This window comes from Tranquillimonas alkanivorans, from assembly GCF_900115595.1.
Classification (GTDB): domain Bacteria; phylum Pseudomonadota; class Alphaproteobacteria; order Rhodobacterales; family Rhodobacteraceae; genus Tranquillimonas; species Tranquillimonas alkanivorans.
Window position 1 is genome coordinate 453,869 of sequence record NZ_FOXA01000001.1, and the last position, 25,946, is coordinate 479,814.

At 69.8% G+C, this 25,946-nt stretch carries 27 protein-coding genes; 10 read left to right on the forward strand and 17 right to left on the reverse strand.

Annotated features, from left to right (window positions below; translation table 11 throughout):
• Window positions 1-166: 166 nt before the first annotated feature.
• From arfB to BM162_RS02340, 7 genes are all read right to left on the reverse strand, one after another.
• The gene (gene arfB / locus BM162_RS02310) at window positions 167-586 is read right to left on the reverse strand and encodes an alternative ribosome rescue aminoacyl-tRNA hydrolase ArfB (RefSeq protein WP_093417121.1); all 420 of its coding nucleotides are present in this window, start codon (window positions 584-586) and stop codon (window positions 167-169) included.
• 121 nt (window positions 587-707) lie between these two features.
• Window positions 708-1,442: a PRC-barrel domain-containing protein gene (locus BM162_RS02315; RefSeq protein WP_093417124.1), complete on the reverse strand. Its 735-nt coding sequence runs from the start codon at window positions 1,440-1,442 to the stop codon at window positions 708-710.
• 342 nt (window positions 1,443-1,784) lie between these two features.
• A complete protein-coding gene (locus tag BM162_RS02320; RefSeq protein WP_093417127.1) occupies window positions 1,785-2,405 on the reverse strand; it encodes a queuosine precursor transporter in 621 nt (206 codons plus the stop codon).
• A gap of 93 nt (window positions 2,406-2,498) precedes the next feature.
• On the reverse strand, window positions 2,499-3,383 hold the full coding sequence (locus BM162_RS02325) for an esterase-like activity of phytase family protein (protein WP_093417130.1): 885 nt from the start codon (window positions 3,381-3,383) through the stop codon (window positions 2,499-2,501).
• Window positions 3,356-4,258: a penicillin-insensitive murein endopeptidase gene (gene mepA, locus BM162_RS02330; protein ID WP_093417133.1), complete on the reverse strand. Its 903-nt coding sequence runs from the start codon at window positions 4,256-4,258 to the stop codon at window positions 3,356-3,358. The genes BM162_RS02325 and mepA overlap by 28 nt, the downstream gene beginning before the upstream one ends.
• Entirely contained in the window at window positions 4,231-5,625 is a 1,395-nt protein-coding gene (locus BM162_RS02335) for an MFS transporter (protein WP_093417136.1), read from the reverse strand. Before BM162_RS02335 ends, mepA begins: the two co-directional genes overlap by 28 nt.
• Window positions 5,626-5,696: 71 nt before the next feature.
• Window positions 5,697-6,227 (reverse strand): acyl-CoA thioesterase, encoded by a 531-nt coding sequence (locus tag BM162_RS02340; RefSeq protein ID WP_093417786.1) that lies wholly within the window; start codon window positions 6,225-6,227, stop codon window positions 5,697-5,699.
• A 117-nt stretch (window positions 6,228-6,344) separates the two neighbouring features.
• On the opposite strand from BM162_RS02340, the gene BM162_RS02345 reads away from it, so the two are divergent.
• The 4 genes from BM162_RS02345 (at window position 6,345) to yaaA (ending at window position 10,338) form a co-directional block, all read left to right on the forward strand.
• Window positions 6,345-6,632 carry a YggT family protein gene (locus BM162_RS02345; RefSeq protein WP_093417139.1) on the forward strand — a complete coding sequence of 96 codons (288 nt, stop codon included), beginning with the start codon at window positions 6,345-6,347 and terminating at the stop codon, window positions 6,630-6,632.
• Between the two features lie 127 nt (window positions 6,633-6,759).
• A complete protein-coding gene (recQ, locus tag BM162_RS02350) occupies window positions 6,760-8,802 on the forward strand; it encodes a DNA helicase RecQ (RefSeq protein WP_093417141.1) in 2,043 nt (680 codons plus the stop codon).
• Window positions 8,802-9,521 carry a GNAT family N-acetyltransferase gene (locus BM162_RS02355; RefSeq protein ID WP_093417144.1) on the forward strand — a complete coding sequence of 240 codons (720 nt, stop codon included), beginning with the start codon at window positions 8,802-8,804 and terminating at the stop codon, window positions 9,519-9,521. Before recQ ends, BM162_RS02355 begins: the two co-directional genes overlap by 1 nt.
• Before the next feature lie 52 nt (window positions 9,522-9,573).
• On the forward strand, window positions 9,574-10,338 hold the full coding sequence (gene yaaA, locus BM162_RS02360) for a peroxide stress protein YaaA (RefSeq protein ID WP_093417146.1): 765 nt from the start codon (window positions 9,574-9,576) through the stop codon (window positions 10,336-10,338).
• A 4-nt stretch (window positions 10,339-10,342) separates the two neighbouring features.
• Here the strand turns inward: yaaA and BM162_RS02365 are convergent, their stop codons facing one another.
• Genes BM162_RS02365 through BM162_RS02375 form a run of 3 tightly spaced genes read right to left on the reverse strand, consistent with a single transcriptional unit; the run spans window position 10,343 to window position 13,010 of the window.
• Window positions 10,343-11,350: a KpsF/GutQ family sugar-phosphate isomerase gene (locus BM162_RS02365; protein ID WP_093417149.1), complete on the reverse strand. Its 1,008-nt coding sequence runs from the start codon at window positions 11,348-11,350 to the stop codon at window positions 10,343-10,345.
• Between the two features lie 59 nt (window positions 11,351-11,409).
• Entirely contained in the window at window positions 11,410-12,228 is an 819-nt protein-coding gene (gene kdsA, locus BM162_RS02370) for a 3-deoxy-8-phosphooctulonate synthase (RefSeq protein WP_093417152.1), read from the reverse strand.
• Window positions 12,225-13,010, reverse strand: a complete 786-nt coding sequence (locus BM162_RS02375) for a 3-deoxy-manno-octulosonate cytidylyltransferase (protein ID WP_093417789.1) — start codon at window positions 13,008-13,010, stop codon at window positions 12,225-12,227. The genes kdsA and BM162_RS02375 overlap by 4 nt, the downstream gene beginning before the upstream one ends.
• Before the next feature lie 207 nt (window positions 13,011-13,217).
• Here BM162_RS02375 and BM162_RS02380 point away from each other — a divergent pair, with 207 nt between their 5' ends.
• Genes BM162_RS02380 through BM162_RS02390 form a run of 3 tightly spaced genes read left to right on the forward strand, consistent with a single transcriptional unit; the run spans window position 13,218 to window position 16,143 of the window.
• A complete protein-coding gene (locus BM162_RS02380; RefSeq protein ID WP_093417154.1) occupies window positions 13,218-14,246 on the forward strand; it encodes an N-acetylneuraminate synthase family protein in 1,029 nt (342 codons plus the stop codon).
• Window positions 14,243-15,034, forward strand: coding sequence for a glycosyltransferase family 25 protein (locus BM162_RS02385; protein WP_093417157.1), 792 nt, complete (start codon window positions 14,243-14,245; stop codon window positions 15,032-15,034). Before BM162_RS02380 ends, BM162_RS02385 begins: the two co-directional genes overlap by 4 nt.
• Entirely contained in the window at window positions 14,992-16,143 is a 1,152-nt protein-coding gene (locus BM162_RS02390) for a hypothetical protein (RefSeq protein WP_093417160.1), read from the forward strand. The genes BM162_RS02385 and BM162_RS02390 overlap by 43 nt, the downstream gene beginning before the upstream one ends.
• A 6-nt stretch (window positions 16,144-16,149) precedes the next feature.
• Here BM162_RS02390 and BM162_RS02395 read toward each other — a convergent pair whose 3' ends face one another.
• The gene (locus BM162_RS02395; protein ID WP_093417163.1) at window positions 16,150-16,926 is read right to left on the reverse strand and encodes a hypothetical protein; all 777 of its coding nucleotides are present in this window, start codon (window positions 16,924-16,926) and stop codon (window positions 16,150-16,152) included.
• Window positions 16,923-17,915 (reverse strand): polysaccharide pyruvyl transferase family protein, encoded by a 993-nt coding sequence (locus tag BM162_RS02400; protein ID WP_177215021.1) that lies wholly within the window; start codon window positions 17,913-17,915, stop codon window positions 16,923-16,925. The genes BM162_RS02395 and BM162_RS02400 overlap by 4 nt, the downstream gene beginning before the upstream one ends.
• 134 nt (window positions 17,916-18,049) lie before the next feature.
• Between BM162_RS02400 and neuC the strand changes: the two genes are divergently transcribed.
• From neuC to BM162_RS02415, 3 genes are read left to right on the forward strand one after another with little or no spacing between them, the layout of a single operon-like run.
• A complete protein-coding gene (gene neuC / locus BM162_RS02405; protein WP_093417169.1) occupies window positions 18,050-19,171 on the forward strand; it encodes a UDP-N-acetylglucosamine 2-epimerase in 1,122 nt (373 codons plus the stop codon).
• Window positions 19,164-20,435: a 3-deoxy-D-manno-octulosonic acid transferase gene (locus BM162_RS02410; protein ID WP_093417172.1), complete on the forward strand. Its 1,272-nt coding sequence runs from the start codon at window positions 19,164-19,166 to the stop codon at window positions 20,433-20,435. Before neuC ends, BM162_RS02410 begins: the two co-directional genes overlap by 8 nt.
• Window positions 20,432-21,814, forward strand: coding sequence for a 3-deoxy-D-manno-octulosonic acid transferase (locus tag BM162_RS02415; RefSeq protein ID WP_245759143.1), 1,383 nt, complete (start codon window positions 20,432-20,434; stop codon window positions 21,812-21,814). The genes BM162_RS02410 and BM162_RS02415 overlap by 4 nt, the downstream gene beginning before the upstream one ends.
• On the opposite strand, the gene BM162_RS02420 is transcribed toward BM162_RS02415, so the two are convergent.
• The 5 genes from BM162_RS02420 to BM162_RS02440 all read right to left on the reverse strand — a co-directional run bounded on the left by BM162_RS02420 (window position 21,801) and on the right by BM162_RS02440 (window position 25,901).
• Entirely contained in the window at window positions 21,801-22,592 is a 792-nt protein-coding gene (locus BM162_RS02420; protein ID WP_093417175.1) for an SDR family NAD(P)-dependent oxidoreductase, read from the reverse strand. The two genes, BM162_RS02415 and BM162_RS02420, sit on opposite strands and share 14 nt — an antisense overlap.
• Window positions 22,585-23,292 carry an acylneuraminate cytidylyltransferase family protein gene (locus BM162_RS02425; protein WP_093417177.1) on the reverse strand — a complete coding sequence of 236 codons (708 nt, stop codon included), beginning with the start codon at window positions 23,290-23,292 and terminating at the stop codon, window positions 22,585-22,587. Before BM162_RS02425 ends, BM162_RS02420 begins: the two co-directional genes overlap by 8 nt.
• Window positions 23,289-24,215 carry a Gfo/Idh/MocA family protein gene (locus tag BM162_RS02430; RefSeq protein WP_093417180.1) on the reverse strand — a complete coding sequence of 309 codons (927 nt, stop codon included), beginning with the start codon at window positions 24,213-24,215 and terminating at the stop codon, window positions 23,289-23,291. Before BM162_RS02430 ends, BM162_RS02425 begins: the two co-directional genes overlap by 4 nt.
• A gap of 97 nt (window positions 24,216-24,312) precedes the next feature.
• Complete coding sequence (locus tag BM162_RS02435; protein ID WP_093417182.1) at window positions 24,313-25,278, reverse strand: ornithine cyclodeaminase family protein; 966 nt, start codon at window positions 25,276-25,278, stop codon at window positions 24,313-24,315.
• A complete protein-coding gene (locus BM162_RS02440) occupies window positions 25,275-25,901 on the reverse strand; it encodes an HAD family hydrolase (protein ID WP_093417185.1) in 627 nt (208 codons plus the stop codon). The genes BM162_RS02435 and BM162_RS02440 overlap by 4 nt, the downstream gene beginning before the upstream one ends.
• Window positions 25,902-25,946 lie beyond the last annotated feature (45 nt).

Genomic DNA, 25,946 nt, shown 5'->3' on the forward strand with positions numbered 1-25,946 from the left:
CGTCCGGACTTGGCTGCCATCAAGCGCTCCGCCCGGACGTTGCAGCGCCATCCCACGGGCAGGCGCCCGCCCGGCTTCCGGTGCGCGCGTTGTAGCCGACCGGCGTGCAGCCGGCAGCTCGCCTGCAAACTTGCAAACTTCATTTGCAAAGGCTTCACGGCCGCACTCACTCCGGGTCCACCGCCCCCCGCATCGCCTTCACCTGCCCGCGTTGCTTCTTCGCCTCGATCCTGCGGCGCTGGGAGGCGCGGGTGGGCTTGGTGCGGATGCGCCGCTTGGGCTTTTCGGTCGCCTGGCGAACCAGCTCTGCCAGCCGGTCGCGAGCGATCTCGCGGTTTCGGGCCTGGCTGCGTGTCTCGCTCACCTGGATCACCACCGCGCCGTCCTTGGTCCAGCGCCGCCCAGCCAGTCGGCGCAGGCGGTTCTTCACCGGGCCGGGCAGGTTGGGCGAGCGCTCGGCCTCGAACCGGAGCTCGACCGCCGTCGAAACCTTGTTGACGTTCTGTCCGCCCGGCCCCCCGGCATGGGTAAACTGCTCGACCATCTCCCAGTCCTCGAGCGCGATGTTCGGCGTAATCCTCAGCATGTCCCGTCATCCATGGTGTCGCGCGGCATCCTAGCCGCTGCGCCGCCAAGCGAAACCCGCCGACGCAAGACGACCCGCCGCGGGGGCTCCGCGGCGGGCCGGGGATCGAAGAAATGGTGGATCACTCCGCGTCGTACGTCGTCATCGGCTGGATGCCCTCGATATCATCCATCGTGTAGGGCATGTCGTAGTACGGGCTGCCCGGATCCCAGCCCGCGCCGTAGTCGGTATAAGCCGGATAGCCATAGACGCCGTAGCCGTAGGACGGCGTAGGGTTGACCAGCGTGGCGACGACCTCACCGTCATCCACCAGCATGTCCATGACATAACCATAGACCTGCCGCTCGTCGTTCTCGCCCATCATCCGGGCATAGTCGCCGATCAGCTCGCTCGCGCGCCAGGCGCGGGTCAGCTCGGCGTCGTCCAGCCCGGCGGTCACCTGCTCGCCCAGGGCGCTGCCGGGAAGGCCCGACATCTCGTAGACGTCATACTCCTCGACGTTCTCCTCGGTGACCGGGATCATCACGCTTTGATACGGGCTGCCGAACTCGACCTCGTCCCAGGGCACGCCGATATGGGTGTCGCCGATATCCCAGAAGCCGCCGACCTCGGCGACGATGGCCACGAGCCTGCCGTCGGGGCCGATGATCACGTCCTCGACCTCGCCGATCTCCTCGCCCCCGACTCCGTAGACCTCGGAGTCCATCATGGCGGAGATATTCCAGGCGTCCTGCGCCACCTCGTCCGGGTTCCAGCCGGTCAGGGGCACGATCTCGCCCATCGCGTCGTCCTGCGCCTGCGCGGCGCCGGCCGCGGCGACCAGGAGCGCGGCGGCGGATGTGGTCTTGAGAAGCATCTAGGGCCTCCTTTCGCTGTCGGGCGCATGTCGCGCCCCGGTTGCCCTGACAACGAAAATCCCCCCGTTGGCTGTTCCCGGGCGCGCGGCCATCCCGCGCCTGGCTGCGCGCACGAAAAAGGGCCACCGCTACGGGTGGCCCTTCGAGTCATTCGGAGATGGGCCAGTTAGAGCCTGGACCCAATCAGGAGCGTTCTCGCCCTCGGGACTGCCCTCAGGCGACGGCCCTCCCGACTGTTCCGACACCATCCTCCAACATCACTCTAGACACTGGACCACCTCCTTTCATTACGTTGCCGATACGAGGGAGGTTGGCACAGGTCTTGTGTTTGTCAAAGATTTTTACGCAACCCTTGGAACAAGTTGCTTCACGATCAGGCGAAACGGCACCAGGGCGATCAAGGCGAGGGCGAGTTTCACACCCCAATCCGCCACGGCCAGCGACACCCAGAGCGGCACTTGTGGGCCCACGCCCACAAGCGGCAGAAGCTCGTTTGCCCAGCCCACGTCGTTTGCCGGTTCGATGAAGGCGAGAGAGGCGCTGAAGGCGATGGTGAAGAACAGTGCCGTGTCCAGCGCCGAGCCCACCAGCGACGATGCCAGCGGCGCGCGCCACCACTGCCCGCCGCGCAGGCGGTTGAACACGGCGATGTCCACAAGCTGCGCCGTCAGGAAGGCGATGCCGGATCCGGCGGCGACGCGCCAGGTGACGAGCGGGCCGAACTCCCCCTCGATCTGCGTGCCGATCAGCGAGCAGACGACGCCGGTCAGGAAGCCGGCGAACACCACCTTGCGCGCGGTATCGGGGCCGTAGACCCGGTTCATCACGTCGGTGACGAGGAAGGCGAGCGGATATGTGAAGGCGCCCCAGGTCAGCCACTGGCCGAAGAGAACCTGCACGAGGATGTTGGAGGCCACCACGATGGCCGCCATGGCGATAACGCCGGGCAGAAGACGGGTCATTGATGTTAGTTCCGTTTTTACAAGGTGCTCGGAGACTTGGCCCTTCCGGGCGATCCGGGGCTGTTAACGCCGGGGCGGCCGCTTGGCAAGCCTTCAGTCGGGCACCACGTACTCGACGATCTCGGTGCTTTGCAGCGCGGTGAAGTTGTCGTCCGAGATCATGGTCAGCCGCAGCCGACCGCCGCCGTCGCGCCAGACCGAGATGCCTTCAAGATTGTCGTGCTGCGCCGAAGCGGTTTCCAGCAGCGTCTCCTCTTCCACGATGTCTCCGCCGTCGAGCGTGAAGCGCCGCACGCGCGACGAGAAGCCGAAGATGCCGGCGAAATGCCGTTCCAGCAGGTAAAGCCTTCCGTCCGGGCCTAAATCCATGCCCACCGGCAGCAACTCGCCCCGGCGCGGGATCTCGAAGGGCTGCGTCCAGCGACCGTCGGCATAGCGATAGACGGGGAAAGGCCGCGCCAGCGCGCCCGAACGCTCGGGCAGCGTGTAAAGCGCTCCGTCCGGGCCCACCGCCAGCGCCTCGAGCGACGAGTTCTGCTGCATCGCCGCGAAGTCCGGGTGACGCGCCAGCGCCTCGGGCACCGCGCCGGGCGAGGCATAGCTCCAGACCCGGTGCTCGCCCTCGAACGAGATGAAGATGCGGCCGTCCGACGCCACCGCCAGCCCCTCGGCATCCTCGAAATCCTTCTTGATCCCTTGGCCGGAAAGCCCCTTCAGCCGCTGCGGCCTGTCGGCCAACACGGTCGCGATCCGCCCGTCCTCGCGTTCAAGCCGGCCGTCCACGATCCAGCCGCGATCCGAGATGGCGAGGAAGCGTCGCCCGTCCTCGCCAAGCTCGAGACCGGAATAGCCGCCATGCCGATCGTCCCGCATGTCCCAGTCGAAATCGCCCAGAAAGCGCACGTCGGCCGGCAGCGCCGAGGCACAGCCCGCGATCAGAAGGGCCGCCGTCAGAGCGGCGAAAGAACGGCGCTGCATTGGCTGGGAAGGTCGGCCATCATGATGTCGCGTTTCGGGGCGGGCGGCGGCGCGTCCGGGTCCGGCGGCGGGGGATTGAGAATGTTGTTCACCCAGGCCTGCGCATCGGCGCAGCCGTCGCCCGGCGGCGGCGGCGCCTGGTTCTCGCACCCCGCGGCCCCGTCCGGGCAGGCCAGCCGCACGTGCATGTGGTAATGGTGGCCCCACCACGGCCGCACCTTGCGCAGCCAGCTCCGGTCGCCGGTTTCGTCGTTGCACATCTGCACCTTGGCGCCGGGGAACAGGAAGATCCGCGCCACCGCCGGGTCCTGCGCCGCCGCCTTCACCAGTTCGTGCTGCTCACGGCCCCAGCGCCCGTTGACATACGCGCCCTGCGCACGGCGATAGGACACGGCGCTGATATTCTCGCGCTCGGTCGCGCTCAGCCCCAGGGCAGCCGGCATCAGCCAGATATCAGCGTCCAGCCCGCTCTGGTGGCTGGCGTGTCCGCTGGTCATCGGGCCGCCGCGCGGCTGCGACATGTCCCCGACATAGATGCCGTTGTAGTTCGGAAGTCTCGCCGCCTTTCGCGACAGACGCTGGACGAAGCCCACCGTTTCGGGATGTGCCCAGTTGCGGTTGCGCGACAGGCGCATCGCCTGCCAGGTCGGCCCGGTCTCGGGCAGTTGCGCGCCGCCCGCCAGGCACCCCTTCGAGTACCCGCCATAGGCGGCCGGCGTGTGTTCGGACCCGTATCGCTCGGCCCCGAACAGCTCTTTCGCGACGCCGCTACGCGTAACGGCAACGTCGCTGGCGCTGAGGGTGACGCGGGATTCCGGCGCGCAGCCGGCAAGAACGGCGCCCGCGATCACGCAGGCGAGGAGGCTTCTGACCATGGGACTGCTCGATCTCCCTTCGGATCAACCCAGCGTAGCAGATACAGGGCAAGAATGAAGAGAAGGATGACAGGCGCGATCCCGAAGCGCGCGCTTTCGCTCACCCACGTCACCAGTCCGATCAGCGCGGGGGCGAGGAACGCGGTGGCCTTGCCCGACAACGCGTAAAGCCCGAACGCCTCGGTCGGGCGGTCCGGCGTGGCGTGGCGCACCATCATGGTGCGCGACGCCGCCTGCAGCGCCCCGCCCGCCGCGCCGATGGCGGCGCCGAGGACATAGAACACGATGTCGGGCACGTTCGACCCGGGCGAAAGCGGGACGCCGAAGATCGACTCGCGCGTCATCGACACGATCACGGTGCACACGGCGGTCAGGACCCAGACGTTGAACAGGATGACCGGCTTCGGTCCGTAGCGACCGTCGGCGCGTCCGCCGATCCAGGTGAAGACGCCGGCGCAGATCGCCCCGATGATGCCGAAGACGCCGACCATGGTGATCGTCCAGTCCAGCACGAGTGTCGCATAGACGCCCCCGAAGCCGTAAAGCGCGGCCAGCGCGTCGCGATAGAACATCGACGACGCCAGGTACGCCGCCAAGCTGCGCCGCCGGACGATCGAGGACAGCGACTGCCGCAGATCGCTCAGCGCCCGCGCCATGCTCGCCCGCTTCGCCGGCCAGCGCTCGTCCCGCACCCACATGAAGAACGGGATCATGAAGACGACGTACCAGATCGCCGCGAACGGACCCACGGCGCGCGTTCCCTCCCGCGCCTCCGGGTCCAGCCAGAGGGGCGGCGTCAGTCCGATCAGGGTCGTCCCGCTCTCGTTCTCGGCGAAGATCAGCAGCATCACGAACAGCGACACGACGCCCCCCGCGTACCCCAGCGCCGCGCCCGAGCCCGAGATCCGCCCGATCGCCCCGTCGCGGCCCAGCGAGGGAAGAAGCGCGTTGGTGAAGATCGTCGTGTACTCCGCCCCGATCATCCCCAGCCCGAAGGCCAGAAGCGCCCACCAGAGGGTCGAGCCGTCTGGCAGCGTCCACCACAGCCCCCACGTGCCCAGCACGTAGACGACCGAGAAGCCCACGATCCACGGCATCCGCCGCCCCGCGCTGTCGGCCAGCGCGCCCAGGACCGGCGCGGTGAAGGCAATCAACATGCCGGTCGCGGTCTGCCCCAGCGACCACAGCGACTGCGCGCGCGAGTCCGCGACGTGCTCGGTCAGGCCCTCGGCCACGAAGAACCCGGTGGCGACCGAGGCGAAGTAGGGTCCGAAGACGAAGGTGAGGATGAGGGTATAGAAAGGCTGCGTCGCCCAGTCGAACATCATCCAGCCGATGATGCGCTTCCTGCCTGCCGTGTCGGCCATTCCCGCCTGCCCGTCCTGCCCCTTGCGCGGGCATCAAACAGGCAATGGCGCGGCCGCGCAATCGTCGCGGCTCAGCCCTCGGGCGGCCAGGGACGCTCGGCCTCGGCCGCGATCCACGCCTGCACCCAGCCCGGCAGGTCGGGACTGTCGGGCGACATGCCCGCCGCCCGCGTCACCTCGGCCGGGGACACGATGCCCGCCTTCGAGGTCACGGCGGTGCGCAGGAGCACTTGGCTGGTGCAGTCGCCGTTCCGCCACATCGACTGGGCGAGATAGAAGAACTTGTCGTCCCAGCCGATCACCCGGCTGCGCATCTCGATCTTGTGGAACGCCCGCACCCGGCGGCGATAGCGGATCGAGGCGCCCGCCACGGTCCCGGCCCAGCCGTTGTCGCGCATCAGCTTCACCATGCCGATCCGCTGGAACAGCACCAGCCGCCCCAGGTCGTAAAGCGTCAGCGTGCGGCCGTTGTTCAGCTCGACCCAAACGTCGAGGTCGTGCGGCCAGCAGACGTGATGCGACACATGCGTGTCGAACAGGTCGAGCGGCTCGGACTTGCGGAACTTCAGCGCCTGGCCGGCGAGGCGGAACACGGGATACATGCCGCGCATGTGACCGGGCCGGCACAAGGCGTCAAACGGGACGTTGCGGCAAAACCTTGCCTCGGCGTTTTGCGCCGCTTAGGTGTCGTGCGACGCATTCAGGGGACCGCCGGACAAATGACTTCACTCCTCCAGATCATGCTGCTGATCCTCGACGTGGTGTGGTTCATCATGATCGCCCACATCGTGATGAGCTGGCTGATCAACTTCCAGGTGCTCAATCTGCACCAGCAGTTCGTCGCGCAGATCTGGTACGGGCTGAACCGCCTGCTGGAGCCGCTATACGAGCCGATCCGCCGCATCCTGCCGCCGACCGGCGGACTCGACCTGGCCCCGCTGGTGGCGCTGATCGCGATCTACGCGATCCGGATCATCCTGATCAACAACGCGGCGGCGTTCTACTGACTGTCCGCGCATGAGCCGACCGAAGCCCCGCGCGGGGCTTCGCGTTTGTGACCTCCTGTCGCTTGTTCAGCGAATCTTCATCTGCGATGTTCACTGAAACGAGCAGACAGAAGAATTGAACAGGCCCATGCCGTCGCCCGACGCGCTGCTATCCTCCGTATTCGGCTTCGACGCCTTCCGACCCGGCCAGCGCGAGATCGTGGACGCCGTGGCCGCGGGCGAGAACACGCTCGCCATCATGCCGACGGGCGGGGGCAAGTCGCTGTGCTACCAGCTTCCCGCGCTCTGCCGCGACGGCATCACCGTCGTCATCTCTCCGCTCATCGCGCTGATGCGCGACCAGGTGCGCGGCCTGCGCGAAGCGGGGGTCGAGGCCGGGGCGTTGACCTCGGGCAACACCGAGGAAGAGACAGACGCCGTCTTTTCCGCCATCGACGAGGGGCGGCTGAAGCTTCTCTATATGGCGCCCGAACGGCTCGCCTCGGGCGGGACGGAGCGGCTGTTGCGCCGCGCGGCTGTCTCGCTTGTCGCCGTGGACGAAGCGCACTGTGTCAGCCAGTGGGGCCACGACTTCCGCCCCGACTACCTGCGCATCGGCGCGCTGCGCCAGACGCTGGGCGTGCCGCTCGCCGCCTTCACCGCCACGGCGGACGAGGAGACGCGGGAAGAGATCGTCGCGCGCCTGTTCGACGGCGCGCCGCCGCGCCTGTTCCTGCGCGGCTTCGACCGGCCCAACATCCACCTCGCCTTCGCCGCCAAGGACAATCCCCGCCGCCAGATCCTGGCCTTTGCCGCCGCCCGGAAGGAACAGGCCGGCATCGTCTATTGCGCCACCCGCGCCAAGACCGAGAGCCTCGCCGCCGCCCTGCGCGAAGCCGGACACGCCGCCTGCGCCTATCACGGCGGGATGGAGCCGGACGAGCGTCGCGCGGTCGAGACGCGGTTCCAGCAGGAGGACGGGCTGATCGTCGCCGCCACGGTCGCCTTCGGCATGGGCGTGGACAAGCCTGACATCCGCTGGGTCGCCCACGCCGACCTCCCGAAGTCGATCGAGGCGTATTACCAGGAAATCGGCCGCGCCGGCCGCGACGGCGCCCCGGCCGAGACGCTGACGCTTTACGGCCCCGACGACATCCGCCTGCGCCGCAGCCAGATCGACGAAGGCCTCGCCCCGCCCGAACGCAAGGCCGCCGACCACGCGCGGCTGAACACGCTTCTCGGGCTGGCCGAGTCGCTGGGCTGCCGCCGCCAGCGGCTGCTGAAGTACTTCGGCGAGGAGTCCGAGCCCTGCGGCAACTGCGACCTCTGCGGCCGCCCGGCCGAGGTGTTCGACGGCACCGAAGCCGTGCGCAAGGCGCTGTCGGCCATCCTGCGCACGGGTGAAAGCTTCGGCGCGGGCCACCTGATCGACATCCTGACGGGCAATGAGACCGACAAGGTGCGCCAGCGCGGCCATGACGGCCTGCCGACCTTCGGCGTGGGCCGCGAGTTCGACCGCCGCCAGTGGCAGGCGATCTTCCGGCAGATGATGGGCCATGACCTCGTCCGCCCCGACCCCGAACGCCACGGCGCGCTCCGCATGACCGACCCCGCCCGCCCGATCCTGCGCGGCGAGGAAGAGATTGCGCTGCGCAAGGACGCGATGAAGGCTGCCGCCTCGGCCCGCCCCGCCGTCAAAGCGCTGGTGAGCGAGGAGGACGCGCCGCTCCTGTCGGCCCTCAAGGCCAAGCGCCGCGCGCTTGCCGAGGCCGCGCGCGTCCCCGCCTATGTCATCTTCAACGACCGCACCCTGATCGAGATGGCCGAGAAGCGCCCCGCCACGCTGGATCAGATGGCCGGTATCGGCGGCGTCGGCGCCAAGAAGCTCGAGCGCTACGGCGACGCCTTCCTCGAAGTGATCGCGGGCGAGGCCGAGCAGGTGCATCCCCAGCGCCGCAAGCTTGCCGGGCGCGCCGCCGGGTCGATCTATGACCGCCTGCTGGCCGTGCAGGGGCAGCTCGCGCGCGGCGAGGACGGGACGGAAAAGCCGCTCTCCTGCTCCGCCTCGCTTCTGGCGAAGGTGGCCGAAACGCGCCCCACCGATCAGGACGCGCTGGCCCGCCTGCTGGGCGACCGGCGGGCCGAGCGGTTCGGCCCCGCCTTCCTGAACGTGCTGTCCGAGGCCGGCTGATGTCCGCCGCGCCGCGCATCAACGCGTTCGGCCAGCCCATCGGCGCTGCGCTGGAGACCTCGCTGCCCCGCCCCCGTCCGCCACGAGCGGCCATGCGGGGGCGGTACTGCGCCGTCGTGCCAACCGACGTCTCGATCCACGCCTCCGAACTCTACCGCGCCTTCGCCCGGGACGCCGGAGGCCGCGACTGGACCTACCTCGGCTACGGCCCGTTCGACACCTACGACGCCTTTCGCCGCTGGCTCGACACCACCTGCACCGGCGACGACCCGCTGTTTCACACGATCCTCGACGGCGCGGGTCGCCCGGCGGGGCTGGCCAGCTACCTGCGGATTGAACCGGCGGTCGGCGTGATGGAGGTCGGGCACATTCACCTCTCCCCCGGTCTTCAGCGCAGTCGCGCCGCGACCGAGGCGATGGCGCTGATGATGGCCCGGGCCTTCGACGAGCTCGGCTATCGCCGCTACGAATGGAAGTGCGACGCGCTCAATGCGCCGTCCCGGCGGGCGGCCGAGCGGCTGGGCTTCACTTATGAGGGCACGTTCCGGCAGGCGACGGCCTACAAGGGCCGCAATCGCGACACCGCCTGGTACTCGGTCGTCGACGGCGAATGGCCGGCCCTGCGCGACGCCTTCGACGCCTGGCTCTCCCCCGAAAACTTCGACGCCGAGGGGCGGCAAATCAGCCCGCTCGCCACGCCGGGGCGCGCCGCCCTTTGACACCCGTGGCGGCCGGCGTAATTAACCCGCCGGACATGCAACGAGGGACGCGATGCTGGTAGTGATTTCCCCGGCCAAGAAGCTGGACATGAGCGCCTGGGACGGCGAGACCACGATGCCGGATTTCCAGGATCAGGCAAACCTGCTGGCCGGGCACGCGCGCGAGCTGAGCGTGGACGACCTCAAGTCGCTCATGGGCCTGTCCGACGACCTGGCGAAGCTGAACCGCGACCGCTTCCGCGATTTCGCCGACGCCTCGACTCCCGACAACAGCAAGGCCGCCGCGTTGGCCTTCGCCGGCGACACCTATCATGGGCTCGAAGCCGCGACGCTGGACGAGGACGCGCTACGCTGGGCGCAGGGCCACCTGCGCATCCTGTCGGGGCTTTACGGCCTTCTCCGCCCCCTCGACGCGATCCAGCCCTACCGGCTCGAGATGGGCAGCCGGCTGAAGACCGAGCGGGGCAAGAACCTCTACGACTTCTGGGGCGACACCATCGCCAGGGCGCTGAACGCGCAGGCGAAGGAGGTCTATACCGGAACGCTGGTGAACTGCGCGAGCCAGGAATACTTCGGCGCCGTGAAGCCCGCCGCGCTAGACCTGCGCGTGATCACCCCGGTGTTCATGGAGGACAAGGGCAAGGGCCCGAAAGTCGTCAGCTTCTACGCCAAGAAGGCGCGCGGCGCGATGGCCCGCTTTATCGTGGAGCACCGGCTGACGGACCCCCAGTCGATCCTCGACTTCGACAGCGGCGGCTATCGCTACCAGCCCGAGATGTCGGAAGAGGACAAGCCCGTCTTCCTGCGCACGCACTAGGGCGTCAGCGCACGCCCTGCCCCAGAAGCTGCAACAGCGTCACGAGGCCCGCCGGCCGCCCGTCCTGAAGGATGAAGGCGGCCGAGATGCGCCGGCCCTGCATCTCGGCCAGCGCGTCGGCGGCCAGCATCTCGGCCTTCATGCTCAGCGGGTCGCGCGTCATTACCTCGGCCACGGCGGTGTCGTACAGCGCCTCCTGCATCGTCGCCTTCGACTGCCGTTCAAGATAGCGGCGGAAGTCGCCGTCGGTCAGCACGCCCGTCAGCTTGCCGCCTTCGTCCGTGACGCCCACGATCCCGAAGTTGCGCGCCGACAGCGCCGACAGCGCGTCGAAGATGCAGGCGCGCTCGCCCACCAGCGGCAGCAGGTCGGGCCCGTGCATGATCTCCTGCACCTGCCTGAGCGCGGCACCCAGCTTCCCGCCGGGGTGGAAGTTGTGAAAGCTCGCCTCGGTGAAGCCCTTGAGCTGAAGCAGGTTCACCGCCATCGCGTCACCCAGCGCCAGTTGCAGCAGGGTCGATGTCGTGGGGGCCAGATCGTGCGGGCACGCCTCGCGCACCTTGGGCAGGATCAGCCGCACGTCGGCGCTGCGGGCCAGCGTGCTGTCGGTCCCGCTGGTCATCACGATCAGCGGGACCTTGAAGCGGCGGGCATAGCCGGCGATGTCCGACAGCTCGCGTGTTTCGCCCGACCACGACAGCATCAGGATCACGTCGTCCGAGCGGATCATGCCCAGGTCGCCGTGGCTTGCCTCGGCCGGGTGCACGAAGAACGCGGGCGTCCCGGTCGAGGAGAACGTCGCCGCCAGTTTCGAGCCGACATGCCCCGACTTGCCTAGCCCGGTGACGATCAGCCGCCCGGCGCTGTGGTGGATCATGTCGGTGGCGCGGCTCACCGCCTCTTGCAGCGCGGGCTGCTCCAGCGCTTCTTCCAGCGCCTGGAACCCCTCGTGGAACACGGTGAGCGAGCGGCGGACGTTGTTCAGGGTGTCGGGGTTCAGGGTCTCGGGCATGACGGCTTCCTCGGGCAGACGCCGCCCCGGTTAGGGCATCGCCGGCCCGAGGGCAACTTTCAGGCCTTCACCACCCCGTCCAGCGCGGCCAGCGTGCGCAGCAGCCCCGCCATCTCGTCCAGCCGCACCATGTTCGGCCCGTCGCTGGGCGAACGCGACGGCTCTTCGTGCGTCTCGATGAACACGGCGGCGCAGCCCGCGGCCACCGCGGCGCGCGCCAGCGGCGGCACGAACTCGGCCTGCCCGCCCGACGACGTACCCTGCCCGCCCGGCAACTGGACGGAGTGCGTCGCGTCGAACACCACCGGGTAGCCCGTGCGCGCCATGATCGGCAGCGACCGCATGTCCGACACCAGCATGTTGTAGCCGAAGCTCGCCCCCCGCTCGGTCAGCAGGATGCGGCGGTTTCCCGTGCTCTCGATCTTTTCGACGACGTTCTGCATGTCCCACGGGGCAAGGAACTGGCCCTTCTTGACGTTGATCGCCGCGCCCGTCTCGCCCGCCGCCAGCAGAAGGTCGGTCTGGCGGCACAGGAAAGCCGGGATTTGCAGGATGTCGACGTGTTCAGCCGCGACGGCGCACTGCGCCGCCTCGTGCACGTCGGTCAGCACCGGCACCCCCACCTCCGCCCGCACGCGGGCGAGGATATCCAGCCCCGCCTGAAGCCCCACGCCGCGCTTGCCCGACAGGCTGGACCGGTTCGCCTTGTCGAAGCTGGCCTTGAAGACGAGGCCCAGCCCCAACTCGTCGCAGATCCCCTTGAGCGTCTCGGCGATCATCTTCGCGTGCTCGAAGCTTTCCAACTGGCACGGCCCCGAGACCAGCGTGAGCGGCAGGTCGTTGGCGACGGTGACGCCGCCGATCTCGACCCGGTTCATTCGATGCCCTCCCGCTTGAAGATGTCTTCCAGGATGGCGACATCGCCGGGATTGTTCAGCTCCCAGTGGTCGCCGCTCTGCGCCACCTCTACGCAACGGACGGTCATGCCCTCCTCGAGGAAGCGAAGCTGCTCAAGCCCCTCGATCTCTTCCAGCCGCCCCGGCCGCAGCAGCGAATACTGCGCCAGGCTTTCCATGCGATAGGCATAAAGGCCCAGGTGATAGAACACCTCCGGCTCCTCTCCCCCGGAGTAAGGCACGATCTCTTTGGAGAAATACAGCGCGTCGCCGTTCTCGCGGAACACTGCCGTGGTCGCGCCGACGCGGTCGTTGCGCCGGTCGTCGCGCAGTCGCTCCAGCTGTTCGTCGGTGGCCTGCACCACCGGGGTCGCCACCGCCACGCTCTTGTCCCGCTTCACCGCGGCGATCAGCGCCTCGACGTGGTCGGGCCGGGTCAGCGGCGAATCCCCCTGCAGGTTCACGACGATGCCGGGCGTTGTCGGCAGGCTCGCCGCGGCCTCGGCGCAGCGCTCGGTCCCGTTGCGGCACTCGTCCGAGGTCATGATGACTTCGGCGCCGAACCCCTCGGCATGCTCGGCGATGCGGTCGTCGTCGGTGACGACGTATACCGCGTCGACCCCGGCCACCTGTTTCGCCGCCCGCCAGCTTCGCTCGATCAGCGAGCGCGACTGCCCGGTGCAGCCGGTGAGCTTCGCCAGCGGCTTACCGGGAAACCGGCGCGAGCCGTGGCGCGCGGGGATTGCGATGATGGTGTCGGCCATGAAGGTCTGATCCTCGTGCATCGGAAGGTTTCGCCGCCGCCGCCCGCGTATCCGGGCGGGCTTGGGCGCTGTCGTTCGTGGGCTTTGCCGGTGCGCCCCTTGCTCGGCGCCGCATCGCACACGATATTCCCGCGGGATTCAAGCTTGCAGTGCCACCGCCTTTGGCGACATGACGGCACCCGACCGAGGATGAGGAGCGAGGCGAGAATGAACATCGCAGGACGCGAGATCGGAGCGCAGCACCCCCCGCTCGTGATCGCCGAGATCGGCATCAACCACGGCGGCTCACTCGACGTCGCGAAAGAGATGGTGCGCCTCGCCGCCGGCGCCGGGTGCGAGATGATCAAGCACCAGACCCACATCGTCGAGGACGAGATGACGGACGAGGCGAAGGAGATTTTCCCGCCCAACGCCGACGTCTCGATCTGGGACGTGATGGCGCAATGCGCCCTGAACCGCGAGGACGAGGCCGAGCTGAAGCGGTACACCGAGAGCCTCGGGATGATCTGGATCTCGACGCCGTTCTCCCGCGCCGCCGCCGATTTCCTGGACGAGCTCGACGTGCCGGCCTTCAAGATCGGCTCGGGCGAGGCCGACAACCTGCCGCTGATCCGCCACATCGCGCGCAAGGGCAAACCGGTGATCATGTCGACCGGCATGCAGACGATCGAATCGATCCGCGCCTCGGTCGAGATCCTGGAGGAGTCGGGCGTGGACTACGCGCTGCTCGAATGCACCAACCTCTATCCGTCCCCGCCCGAGATCGTGTCGCTGCGAGGGGTGACCGACCTGAAGCAGGCGTTCCCCAACGCCGTCGTCGGCTTCTCGGACCACTCCATCGGCCCCGAGATGGCGCTGGCCTCGGTCGCTCTGGGCGCTTCGATCCTTGAGCGGCATTACACCGATACCCGCTATCGCAAGGGGCCGGACGTGATCTGCTCGATGGACCCGTCCGAGCTGCGCCACCTCATCGACCGCAGCCGCGAGGTTCACACCGCGCTGCACAATCGCAAGGAACGCACCGGTCCCGAGGAAGACGTCTATCGCTTCGCCCGCGCCTCGGTTGTTGCGGACCGCGACCTGCCCGAGGGCCACGTGATCGAAGAGTCCGACATCTGGGCCCGCCGCCCCGGCTCGGGCGAGATCCCGGGCTTCGAGTTCGACAAGGTGCTGGGCAGACGCCTGACCCGGGCGGTGACGCGCAACACGCAGCTCAAGTGGGCCGACCTGGCGTGAGCCTGACCCGCGACGACATCGCGACCTGGCTGATCAACCTGCGCCGGGCCGAAGAGCGCCGGGCGCAGATGCTGCCCCGCCTCGACGCGCTCGGCCTGCCCTACGAGATCTTCGAGGCCGTCGACGGCCGGGCCGAGGCCGACGCGCTTGCCCACACCGTCGACCGCGCCGCGTTCGAGCGGAACACCGGCGGCGCGCTGCTGCCCGGCAAGATCGGCTGCTACCATTCGCACCTGCGCGTCTGGCAGAAGCTCGTCGACTCGGGCCGCCCCGCCGCGCTGATCCTCGAGGACGACGTGGTGTTCCACGACGACTTCCTGACGGCGCTCGACACTGCGCTCGCCGCCGCCGACCACTGGGACGCCATCCGCTTCAACGCCATCCGCGCCAAGCTGCCCGTCCCGCAGGGCACCGCCGGGGATTACACGATCAACGCCTATGTCGGCCCCTTCACCGGCAACGGTGCCTACCTGATCAAGCGCGAGGTCGCGCAGCGCCTGCTGCCCGGCCTCTTGCCCATGACCCGCCCGCTCGACCACGAACTCAACCGCTTCTTCGTCCACGACTACCGCCAGCGCGGGCTCGAGCCGTGGCCCAGCCACATCGACGACGCCGGCGAAAGCCAGATCACCGGCCGCGCCTTCGGCGACGTGCGCAAGTTCTCCACCCGCGAGCGGCTGCCCTACTACCGGCTGAAGGCCGGCAACTACGCCCGCCGCCTGGCATACCTGGCCCGGACGGGGGCATGGCCGGGCTCGAAGCGCCCCCTGCCGCACGCGGCCCGGTGATCGAGGACCTCTCCCTCCTCCGCCTGCCCGAAACCGCGCCTGACCTGCGGGACGCGCCACGCGGGCTGGGCGACACGGACGAGCGGTTCTGGCGCGACTACGACCGCCGCACGCTGGTCTACGACTGCGTGCACTTCCCCGAACGGGGGCTTCTGCGCCTCTACACCCCGCGCCTCTTCAACCTCGCGCCGCACCTAATTGGTGCGCGCTTCTCTGCGGAGGGCAAGCCTCTCGGCCGCCCGCGCCGCCGCACCTTCCGCGTGTTCGAGCACCTGGATGTCCGGGTCGACGCCGCGCCCTCGGTCCTTCACCTGGACGGCGACCACCTGACTGGCGCGCTCCCCGTGCACCCGGCGCGGCACGAGCTGTTCGCGGGTTGCAACTGCCTCTACACGATGGTCCGCGACGACGACCTGGCGTGGGTGACGGACTGGGCGCGCTGGCACCGCCTGCGCCACTGCGCGGACGCCGCGCTTGTGGTGAACAACGGCAGCACCGCCTACACCTCTGCCGACCTTGCCGCCGCGCTCGACGCCGCAGGGCTCGCGCGCGTCGTGGTGGTGCCCGCGCCCGTCCCCAATGGCCCGCCGAAGGGGGCGGCCCGGCGCGGCAGCCGGGCCAAGTTCTTGCAAACCGCCATGCTCAACCTCATGCGCGACCGATTCCTCGCCCGCGCCCGCGCGGTGCTGAACGCCGATGTGGACGAGCTGGTGCAGACCCGCGACGGGGAAAGCGTGTTCGACGACGCGGCGCGCTCGCGCTGGGGATACCTCGCCTATGCCGGCGTCTGGCGCTACGCCCCCGCCGGATCCGCGCCCGTGCGCCACGCCGACCACGCCCTGCACCCGCAGCCCGAGCGTCCGGCCGCCACGAAGTACTGCGTCGTCCCCGACAGCCTGCTGGGGCGGCGGCCGTGGTCCGTCCATTCCCTGCAAGGTGTGCCGCGTAGCTGGTTTCGCGCCGACGCACGGTTCGGCTACGTGCACTGCAACGCGATCAACACAGGCTGGAAGTGGCAACACCGCAGCGCGCCCGACGCCGACCGCACCGCCGGCATGCTGCGCGACGATGCGCTGGCCGCCGAGCTTCGCGCGACGCTCGGCGCATGACCTCGCTCAGTCAGCCCGGCCCAGCGCCGCGCTGACGCCCGCGCCCAGCCGCAGCGCGACACCGCGCGCCTCGGCCTCCTCCAGCCTGCGGCGGATCACCCGCGCCTCGCGCGCCGGGTCGTGCAGCCCCTCCTGCGCCGCCCAGTCCCGCGCCGCGTCACCGGTCGCGATCTGCGGGTTGTAGGCCGCGGAATAGCCGGTCTGGAAAAACGTGAACCCGATCACGCACAACTCGGCCGGGTCGAGCGCCGCAATGGCCGCGACGGCAGTGGCCCCCGTCGTCGGCACGCGGCCCTCCAGTTTGCTCGTCAGGGCGCCATAAAGCGCCGGATCGACCACTTGCGTCTCGACGCCCGCCTCGTCCTTCAGCCGCCGCGCCTGATCGAAGAACGCGGACGAGAAGCTGCGGTCCGAAGCATGCGGGAACACCACCGTGCCGACCCCGTGCCGCCGCAGCGCCGCCGGGTCGAGCGGGCTGGCCGACCGCACGCCCTCCTGCTTGAAGTTGTGAAACAGCATGTCGGTGCGCCCGCCCAGCGTGTTCAGCGCGGCCCCCTGCAGCGTCAGCGACCGGTTCATCCGCACGATGACGTCATAGCCCGCCAGATCGACCGACCGCGCCTCCTCGGTCACCGTATCTGCCGGCCCCACGACCGCGACGCGCCGGCCCGCCACCTTGGCCCGCCCCAGAACGTGCTCGCCCCCGCGCACCGCCCGCGCCAGAAGCCGCGACCGCCGGCCCAGCCTGCGCCGGCGGTTGAGGTCCCTCAGCCAGCTGATCATCGCCCCGTCCCCCCGGACAGCCGCGCGACATCGTCGAACATGGCGGCGATCCGGTCCCGCGCGTCGATGAGGTACAGGTCCAGCGCCTCGCCCTCGGCGGTATCGAAGGCCGCGCCCTCCTGCACCCGCGCGGCGAAGTTGGGCGACGCCAGCTCGGCAGCACCGATCACGCGGCCCGTCGCGCCGAACACGTCGGTCATCAATGCGCTGATCTTGGCGGTGTTGGATTCCGCGGCCAGCACCGGCGTTCGCGTCTTCAGCGCCAGCGTCACCGAGTGGAAGCGCCCGGTCACCACCAGCCGCGCCCCCGCCAGCCGCGCCGCAAAGCTCTCCGCCTTCCCGGCGTCGGCGAGGGTCGCGCCCTGCGGCACCGGCGCCCCGGGCCGCAGTCGCGCCACCAGCTTGCGCCACGGCGACGGCCGCTCGATCATCCGCACGAAGCGCCCGCCCTCGCGCCGGGCAAGCCGGCGCAGGTCGCGCCGCGCCTCCTTCATCACGCTGTCGGTCACCAGCAGCCCCCGGCGCGGCGCCGCGTGAACCGGCGCGGGCGTGTCGAAGGACAGGTCGGGTGCGAACGCGGCCTCAATGCCGTGCCGCACCAAATAGGCGCGGCTCTGCGTCTCGCGCACGTAGATCAGGTCATAGCCGCCCAGCTTCTCAAGCGTCGCCGCATCCAGGTCCGATATCGAGGCGTTCAGCAGCACCGCCGGCACGCCCAGGTCCCGCGCCAGTTCGGGCAGCTCGGCCAGCCACCGCGCGCGCTCGCGCGTTTCGCTGTGGTGGATCGAGCCCTCTCCGTTGACCACCAGCGCCCGCACGCCCAGCGCCCGCACGTCCGGCACCGCGTCCCGCCAGTCGCGCGCCACCGGCCAATGATAGGCAGGCTCCATCCCCCGCGCCCGTAGGCCGCGGCCCAGCGCGGACATCACGGCGTGGCAGCCATAATGGTCGGTGAAGCTCGTGTCGTTGAAGACCGCGACGGGTGTCATGCTGCGGCAGGTCCATCTGTTGCGTCCACGGGGCCCGCGGCCCGGGCAAGCTATAGGCCGGCCACCCCCGCCCTGTCGAGTTTCCGTCGCAGATCGGTGGCGTCGCCCCCGCGAACGCATCTATATGTGCAGCCATGACCCGCAAGCTGCTCTTCATCACCGGCACCCGCGCCGACTTCGGCAAGCTCGAGCCGCTCGCCCGCGCCGCCCGCGACGCGGGCCACGACGTGTCGTTCTTCGTCACCGGCATGCACATGCTCGAACGCTACGGCCTGACCAAGGTCGAGGTGCACCGGATGGAGGGCGTGACGGTCCACGAATACCTCAACCAGCGCCTCGGCGATCCGCAGGACGTGGTGCTGGCCAAGACCGTCACCGGCTTTTCCGACTACCTGGCCGAGCACAAACCGGACCTCGTCGTCGTCCACGGTGACCGGGTCGAGGCACTTGCCTGCACGCTGGTCGCCGCCACCAACTACGTCCGCTCGGCGCATATCGAGGGGGGCGAGGTGTCGGGAACGATCGACGAGATCTTCCGCCACTGCAACACGAAGCTCGCCAGCCACCACTTCGTGTCCTCCGAACAGGCCGCGCGGCGGGTCATGGCCCTGGGCGAGCCGCGGTCGAACATCCACGTCATCGGCTCGCCCGAGCTCGACTTCCACATGCGTCCCTCGGGGGTGACGCTGGACGAGGTGCGCCGCCGCTACGACATCCCGTTCGACAGCTACGGCATCGTCACCTTCCACCCCGTCACCTCCGAGGCCGGGGAGATGGGCGCGCAGGCCCGCGCGCTCTTCGGCGCGCTCGACGCCTCGCGCCGCGACTTCGTGGTGATCCTGCCCAACAACGACCCGGGATCGGAGCCGATCATCGAGGTCCTGCGCCGCCTCGACCCCGCGCGCTTCCGCCTGATCCCGTCGATGCGCTTCGGGCATTTCTCGGAACTGATGCGCAACGCCGCCGCGATGGTCGGCAACTCCTCGGCCGGCGTGCGCGAGGCGCCGTTCCTCGGCATCCCCTCGCTCGACGTGGGCTCGCGCCAGACCAACCGCTCGGACGCACCGTCGATCTTCACCGCCGACGCAACCGACACCGGCGCCATCGACCGCTTCCTGGCGCGGGAATGGGGCCGGTCGCACCCGCGCCACACCGGCTTCGGCGAGGGACGCGCCGCCGACCGCTTCGTCGAAACGCTCGAAGACCCGGCCTTCTGGGACGCGCCGCTGCAGAAGAAGTTCACCGACCTTGAGTGACACGCCCCCGGCCCTGTCCGCCTATCTCGCGGCCACGGCGGCGCTCTCCCCCCTCGCCGCGCCGGTCCTCCGCCGCCGCCTGAAACGCGGGAAAGAGGACCCGGCGCGCTGGCGCGAGAAGCTGGGCCACGCCTCCGCCCCCCGCCCCGACGGTTCGCTGGTCTGGATGCACGCGGTGGGACTGGGCGAAGTCATGGCGCTGCGCGGCCTGATCGAGCGGATGACGACGCGGCGCCCGGGCCTCAACATCCTCGTCACGTCCACCGCCCGCAGCTCGGGCGAGGTCTTCGCCCGCAACCGTCCCGAGGGCGCGATCCACCAGTTCCTGCCCCTCGACCTGCCGGGCCCGGCGCGCCGGTTCCTCGACCATTGGCGCCCGGACCTCGCGGTCTGGGCCGAGCAGGACCTGTGGCCCGGCCTCGTCCACCGCACCCACCGCCGGGGCATCCCGCTGGCGCTGGTCAACGCCCGGATGGACGACCGCGCCTTCGCCGCCCGCAAGCGCGCGCGCGCCATCTATGCCCCGCTCCTGTCGCACATGCGCCTCGTCGCCGCGCAGGACGACCGCACCGCCGCCCTCCTCGCCGCGCTTGGGGCCGCGTCGCCGCGGGTCACCGGCTCGCTCAAGGCCGTCGCACCACCTCTGGCCCACGACGCCGCCGAGCTCGCCCGCCTTCGCACGCGCCTCGGGGGCCGCACCCTCTGGCTCGCCGCCTCCACCCATGCCGAGGACGAGGCCGCCGCGCTCGCCGCCCACGCGCGCCTGCGCGACTCCGACCCGACGGCGCTCCTGATCCTCGCGCCCCGCATCCCCGACCGCGCGCCGGACATCGCGAAAGCCGCCGCCAGCCACGGCCTGACCACCGCCCGCCGCTCCGCCAAAGAGGACCCGGCCCCCGGCACCGCCGTGTGGATCGCCGACACGTTCGGCGAACTCGGCCTCTGGTACCGCCTCTGCCCCGCCGCGCTCGTCGGCGGCAGCTTCGGCCCGGTGCAGGGGCACAACCCGTGGGAGCCCGCGCGCCTCGGATGCGCCATCCTGCACGGCTCCAACACCGCCAACTTCGCCGCCGACTACGCCGCCCTCGCGGCAGCCCAAGCCACACGCGAGGTCACCGATGCCGCCACCCTCGCCGCCGCCCTGCAGGATCCGACGCTCCCGGACCGGGCCGCCGCCGCTCGCATCCTCGCCGAGCAAGCGGGCGGCCGCGCCGACGCCCTTGCCGAGGCCCTCCTCTCCCTGATCCCTGCGAGGCACCCGTGACGCAGCGCCCCCCTCCTCTTCGGTCCGAAAAATATCCTCGGGGGGAGTCCGGCCGCAGGCCGGACGGGGGGCAGACGGCCCCCCCGCCTCGGTTCCCGACCCCGCGCCTGCGCCTATTCCTGTGGCTTTACAAGGCCGCCTGGATCCTCGGCCTGCCGCTGATCCTGCTCTACCTCCGCCGCCGCGCCCGTCGCGATCCGGCCTATGGCGCGCACCTGCCCGAGCGCTTCGGCCGCTACGCCGATCCGCTGCCCGGCTCGGTCTGGGTCCATGCCGTCTCGCTGGGCGAACTGCGCTCCGCCGTGCCCCTGATCCGAGCCCTGCTCGACCGGGGCGAGACGGTCGTTACCACTCACTTCACCCCCGCCGGCCGCCGGGAGGCCGAGAAGGCCTTCGCCGCCGAGATCGAGGCGGGCCGCCTTCGCCCCGTCTGGATCCCGTTCGAGTACGACCGCACCCTCACCCGCTTCCTGCGCGACTTCACCCCGAAATACGGGCTGGTGATGGAGATCGAGATCTGGCCGCAGATGATCCTCACCTGCCGCAGGCGCGGCGTGCCGCTCTTCATGTGCAACGCGCAATACCCGTCGAAAAGCTATGCCCGCGACACCACCCGCACCCGCTGGCGGGCCGAACTGATGCGCGGCTTCGCCGGGGCTCTGGTGAAGTCAGACCTGCAGAAGGAGCGCTTCGCCTCCGTCGGCGTCGCCCCCATCGCGGTGACCGGGGAGCTGCGGTTCGACCAGCCGATCCCGAAGGCGCAACTCGTCGCCGGCGCCCATGCCCGCCGCTGGCTCGCCCGTGACCGGGTGCTCACCATAGCCAGCGCGGTGGAGGGCGAGGACGCCACCTACATCGACGCCATCCAGCGCCTGCAGGGCCCGGACGCCCCGCTCGTCGTCTACGTCCCCCGCAAGCCCGAGCGCTTCGCCGAGGTCGGCGAGATGCTCCGCGCCGCCGGCCTGCGCGTCGACACCCGCTCGGAGATGTTCGACGCGCACCTCGCCCCGCAAGGCGGCACGCCACGCATCGACGTCCTTCTGGGCGACTCGCTGGGCGAGATGTACTTCTACCTCGCGCTGTGCGACCGCGCCCTCGTCGGCGGCGGCTTCACGCCCCATGGCGCGCACAACGTGATCGAGCCGCTGGCGCTGAAGAAGCCGGTGATCGTCGGCCCCGAGATCTGGACCATCGAGTACCCGGCCAGGGAAGCCATCGCCGCCGGCGTCTGCACCCACGTCCAAACTGTCGAAGAGCTGGCCGGGGCGCTGCGCGCGGGACCCGAGACAACGCCCCAGCGGATCGACGCCTTCTTCGCCGCCCATGCCGGCGCCGTGCCCCGCACGCTGGCGGCGATCGAGGATCTCACCAGCCGCTGAAGCCGCCGTCCACGTTCACCAGCTGCCCGGTCATGTAGCCCGCCTGCGCGCTGCACAGAAACAGCATGGCGTCCGCGATCTCATCGGGCTGCGCCATGCGGCCCGCCATGATCAGCTCGCCCACCCGGCGCTGGAACTCGTCCGAATGGCCGTTGAACACCGCCCCCGGCGCGATGGTGTTCACCGTCGCCTTCCGCTCGGCCCAATAGCCCGCCAGCCACAACGTCAGCCCGTGGATGCCCGCCTTCGTCGCGGAATAGGCCGAGAACGACTTGAACGGCATGCCTTCGTAGATCCGGTGATGCGGCCCGTTCAGCGCGTACATCGACGCCACGTTGATCAGCGTCGCCGGATAGCGGCCGACGATGTCGCGGTCCATCTGCCGCGCGACCATGAAGGCACCCGTCAGGTTGGTGCGCATCGTACGCTCCCAGTCGCTGACGCTGGTGTCGGCGAAGTCCGGGAAGGACTTGCCCGCCCCCATCAACAGCTCACCGGTGATCGCGGCGTTGTTGAGCACCACGTTCGGCTCCCAGCCGTCGCCCATGATACGCTGGAAGATGCTCTCGACTTGGGCCTCGTCGCCCACGTCCAGCTCGTAGAACCGGAAGTTATCGTTGTCCCCGTGCGTCTCGGTCAGCGCGTCGGCGCGGTGGCCCGGCAGGTCCGAGGCCACGACCCGCGCCCCTGCCGCCAGCATCCGCCGCACGTAGGTCGAGCCGAGCACCCCGCCCGACCCGGTGATGAAGACGGTGCGCCCCGCCAGCTGGTCATGCATGTCCCTGATCCTTCTCGCGTTCGCCCATCAGGAACTCCACCATGCGGAAGTCCAGCGGGCTGTCGATGTCCACGCAGCGCTCGGGCGGCATGAGGTACGGGATCACCCGCCCCTCGAAGAGGCTGCCCGCCCGCCGCAGGTAGTCCGGCGCCACGACATAGGTCGAGGCCGCGTGCTCCCACACGGTCGGCGCCTGCTGCCGCGCCACCACGCCGCCGGGTAGCGGCTTCGACACGTGCAGCGCGCCGGTCTCATCCGGCTCCACCAGGTTGAAGTACGGGTTCTTCCGCGCCTCGCAGCACGACATCACCATGTCCGGCCGCTCGGCGAAGAACAGATTCAGCGCCGCGTCGATGTCTTCCGGCAGTCGCAGCGGAGAGGTGCAGTCGAGGTCCAGGAAGGCGCCGGCCGGCCCCGCCAGTTTCTCCGCCTCCTCCAGAGCATGCTGCCAGACGCCCCACTTGCCCGCCGCGTCGGTCGCCAGGTGCGCGGGCCGGAGCCCGATCTCCAGCGCCCCCTTCGCCACGGCGTGCTGGTAAATCTCCTCGTCGTCGGTTGACACCACCACCGCGTCCACCCGGGGCGCGGCGAAAAGCTGGTCGAGCGACCAGTCGATCAGCGGCTTGCCCCGCATGTCGCGGAAGTTCTTGCGCGGAACCCCCTTCGAGCCCTTCCGCGCCCCGATGTGCCCGATGATCATGGCAGCTCCTTCTCCACCTCTCCGACGAAGACCCGCCGGTCATGCGCCTGCGCCACCAGCGCCACGCTCTCGCCCACCCGGTCGAGCCGCGGCAGATGCTCCACGTCCGATACCGGCCGCCCCGCCACCAGGCACAGGAAGTCGCGCATGATGTCCAGGAACATCGCGTTGCGCTCCAGCGGCAGGTCCAGATCCCGCGCGTCTTCCGGGTCCGACACGACATACCGCTGCGCCGCGAAGTCGAAGTCGTGCATCCGCGCAACCCCGTGCAGCGTCGCCCGCCGGTGCAGCTTCGGCGTCAGGTAATCCATCGACACCTCGCCCAGCGCGCCGCGCGGCCCCTCCAGCGTCACCCGGCTCGCCACGTCGACGCCGGGATAATTCTGGTGGCCCAGGCTCTCCACCCGCGCCACGCGCACCCCCGGAAACAGGCAGGCCGCCATGTCCAGCTCGTGGCAGAGGTCCAGCAGCACGCCACCCCCGTCCGCCCGCGCGGCATAGCTTTCCGAGAACACCCAGCCCGGCCGCCACTGCGTCACGTCGTGCCCGATCTCGAACGAGAACCGGAACACGTCGCCCAGCTCCGCCCGCGCCAGCGCCCGGAACGCCGGGTGATAGCGCATCATCAGCCCCAGCATCGACCGCTCCGCCACCGGCGCCGCCGCCTGCGTCACCCGCTCCAGCTCCGCTATCGACGGCGCAAGAGGCTTCTCCACGAAGACCGGGAGCCGCCGCGCGGCCGCGTCCGACACCGGCCCCAGCCGCACGTCGCTCGCCGTGGCCACCACCACGCCGTCGCAGCCGTCCAGCCGCTCCGGCGCGTAGTCCCGCCACGGCACCAGCACCGCCTCGGCCCCGAGCTCGCGCAGGTTGCCGTGGTGCCGCCGCCCGATCGATCCCGCGCCGATTACCGCTATCCGCATCCGTCACCTCCGCTCACGGACCCCGCCGGGTGGCGCGATCCGGCCCATCTTCGGTCCTCAAATATCCTCGCCAAAGGCATCGCGGCCCGCAGGGCCGCTACCGACCGGCGTGCGCCGAAGGCGCGCATTCGTCTTTCCCGGGCGGCGGTCGCCCCGCCCGCCAGCGGTCCAGGATGAACCGCGCCGTCATTAGGTCCAAGTGCGCGCCGCCGCCGTTCTTGAACAGCGTGATCTCGTCGGATGTTTCGCGCGCGAAACCTTTGACCGGACGGTCATAGAAATCCGCCACCACGTCGGCCTCGGCGATCACGCCGCGCTCCAGCGGGATCTTCAGCTCGCCGATATGGCCCAGCACGGTGGCGCGGTTGTCGACGAAGAGGCGCGCGCGGGTCAGCGCTGCGTCGTCGGCCTCGCGCATGTCGGGACGGAAGGCGCCGATCAGGTCGACGTGCTGGCCGGGCCGCAGCCAGGCCCCCTTCAGCACCGGCTCGGCCGACATGGTTGCGGATGCAACTATGTCGGCGCGGCCCACCGCCGCCTCCAGGTCGGACACCGCCTCGGTCCGCTCGAACTCCGCCGCCAGCGCCGCGGCCTTCGACGGTGTGCGGTTCCACACCAGGAACCGCGCCTGCGGGAAGAGCGCTGCATAGGCTTCGCGCAGCGACCGTGCCACGGCGCCCGCGCCCAGTATCAGGATCACCTCGCTGTCGGACCGGGCGAGCTTGCGCGCGGCCAGCAGGCTGTCGCCGGCGGTCTTCCACTTGGTGACCAGGTGGAAATCCACCACCGCCTCGAGCATGCCGTCCGCGTCGGAGTAAAGCGATACGCCCCCGTTGACCGAGGGCATTCCGGCGGCGGCATTGCCGGGGAAGATCGTCGCGGACTTCACCGCCAGGCCCAGGCCGTCGATCCAGGCGGCCCGGTTCAGCAGGGTGTCGTCGCCGCGATAGAGGAACATGTCCTCCACCTGCGCCCTCGGCTGGGCATGCCCGGCCTCGAGCGCGTCGATCAGGCCCAGCCAGTCCAGCCGCGCCTGGCCCTCGCCGAACGGGATGACGATCATGCCGGCGCGGCCTCGGCCTCGGTCAGCAGGCCCTCGGCCACCAGCCGCTCGGCCCAGCCTTGGGGCCCCTCGAACAGGTGCGTCTGCCAGCCGCGGTCGGCGGCGGCGCGGATGTTGTCGGGCCGGTCGTCGGTGAACAGAAGGTTGGCGGGCGTGACGCCGCAATCCTCTTCGACCATGCGGTAGATCTCGGGGTGCGGCTTGATCACGCCCATGTGCCCCGAGATGTAGCGGCGGTCGAACTCGGCCAGGAACGGGTACTGCGTCTCGGCGAAGGCGAAGCTGCCGATCCCGAAGTTCGACAGGCAATAGACCGGCAGCCCCTTCGAGCGCAGCGCGCGCAGAAGCTCGAGCGAGTGCGGGATCACCGGCTTGGCAAGCTCGATCCACTGGTCGTGCCAGTCGCGGATGGCGTCGGCGTAGTCGGGAAACCTGTCGGCCGTGGCATAGATGGTTTCGCGGAAGTCGCCGCCGCGGTCGACCTCGTCGTTCATCGCGTGCAGGTCCACCGTGGCAAAGAGCTGCTTGCGCAGCACCTCGCCGTAGACCCGGTCGTAGTACCGCTCGGGCTGCCATTCGATCAGCACGTTGCCGATGTCGAAGATCACCGCGTCGACCGCCATGTCGCCTCCTTCTCCGCTTGCGAATTCTCGTCGAGAATTCGCGTC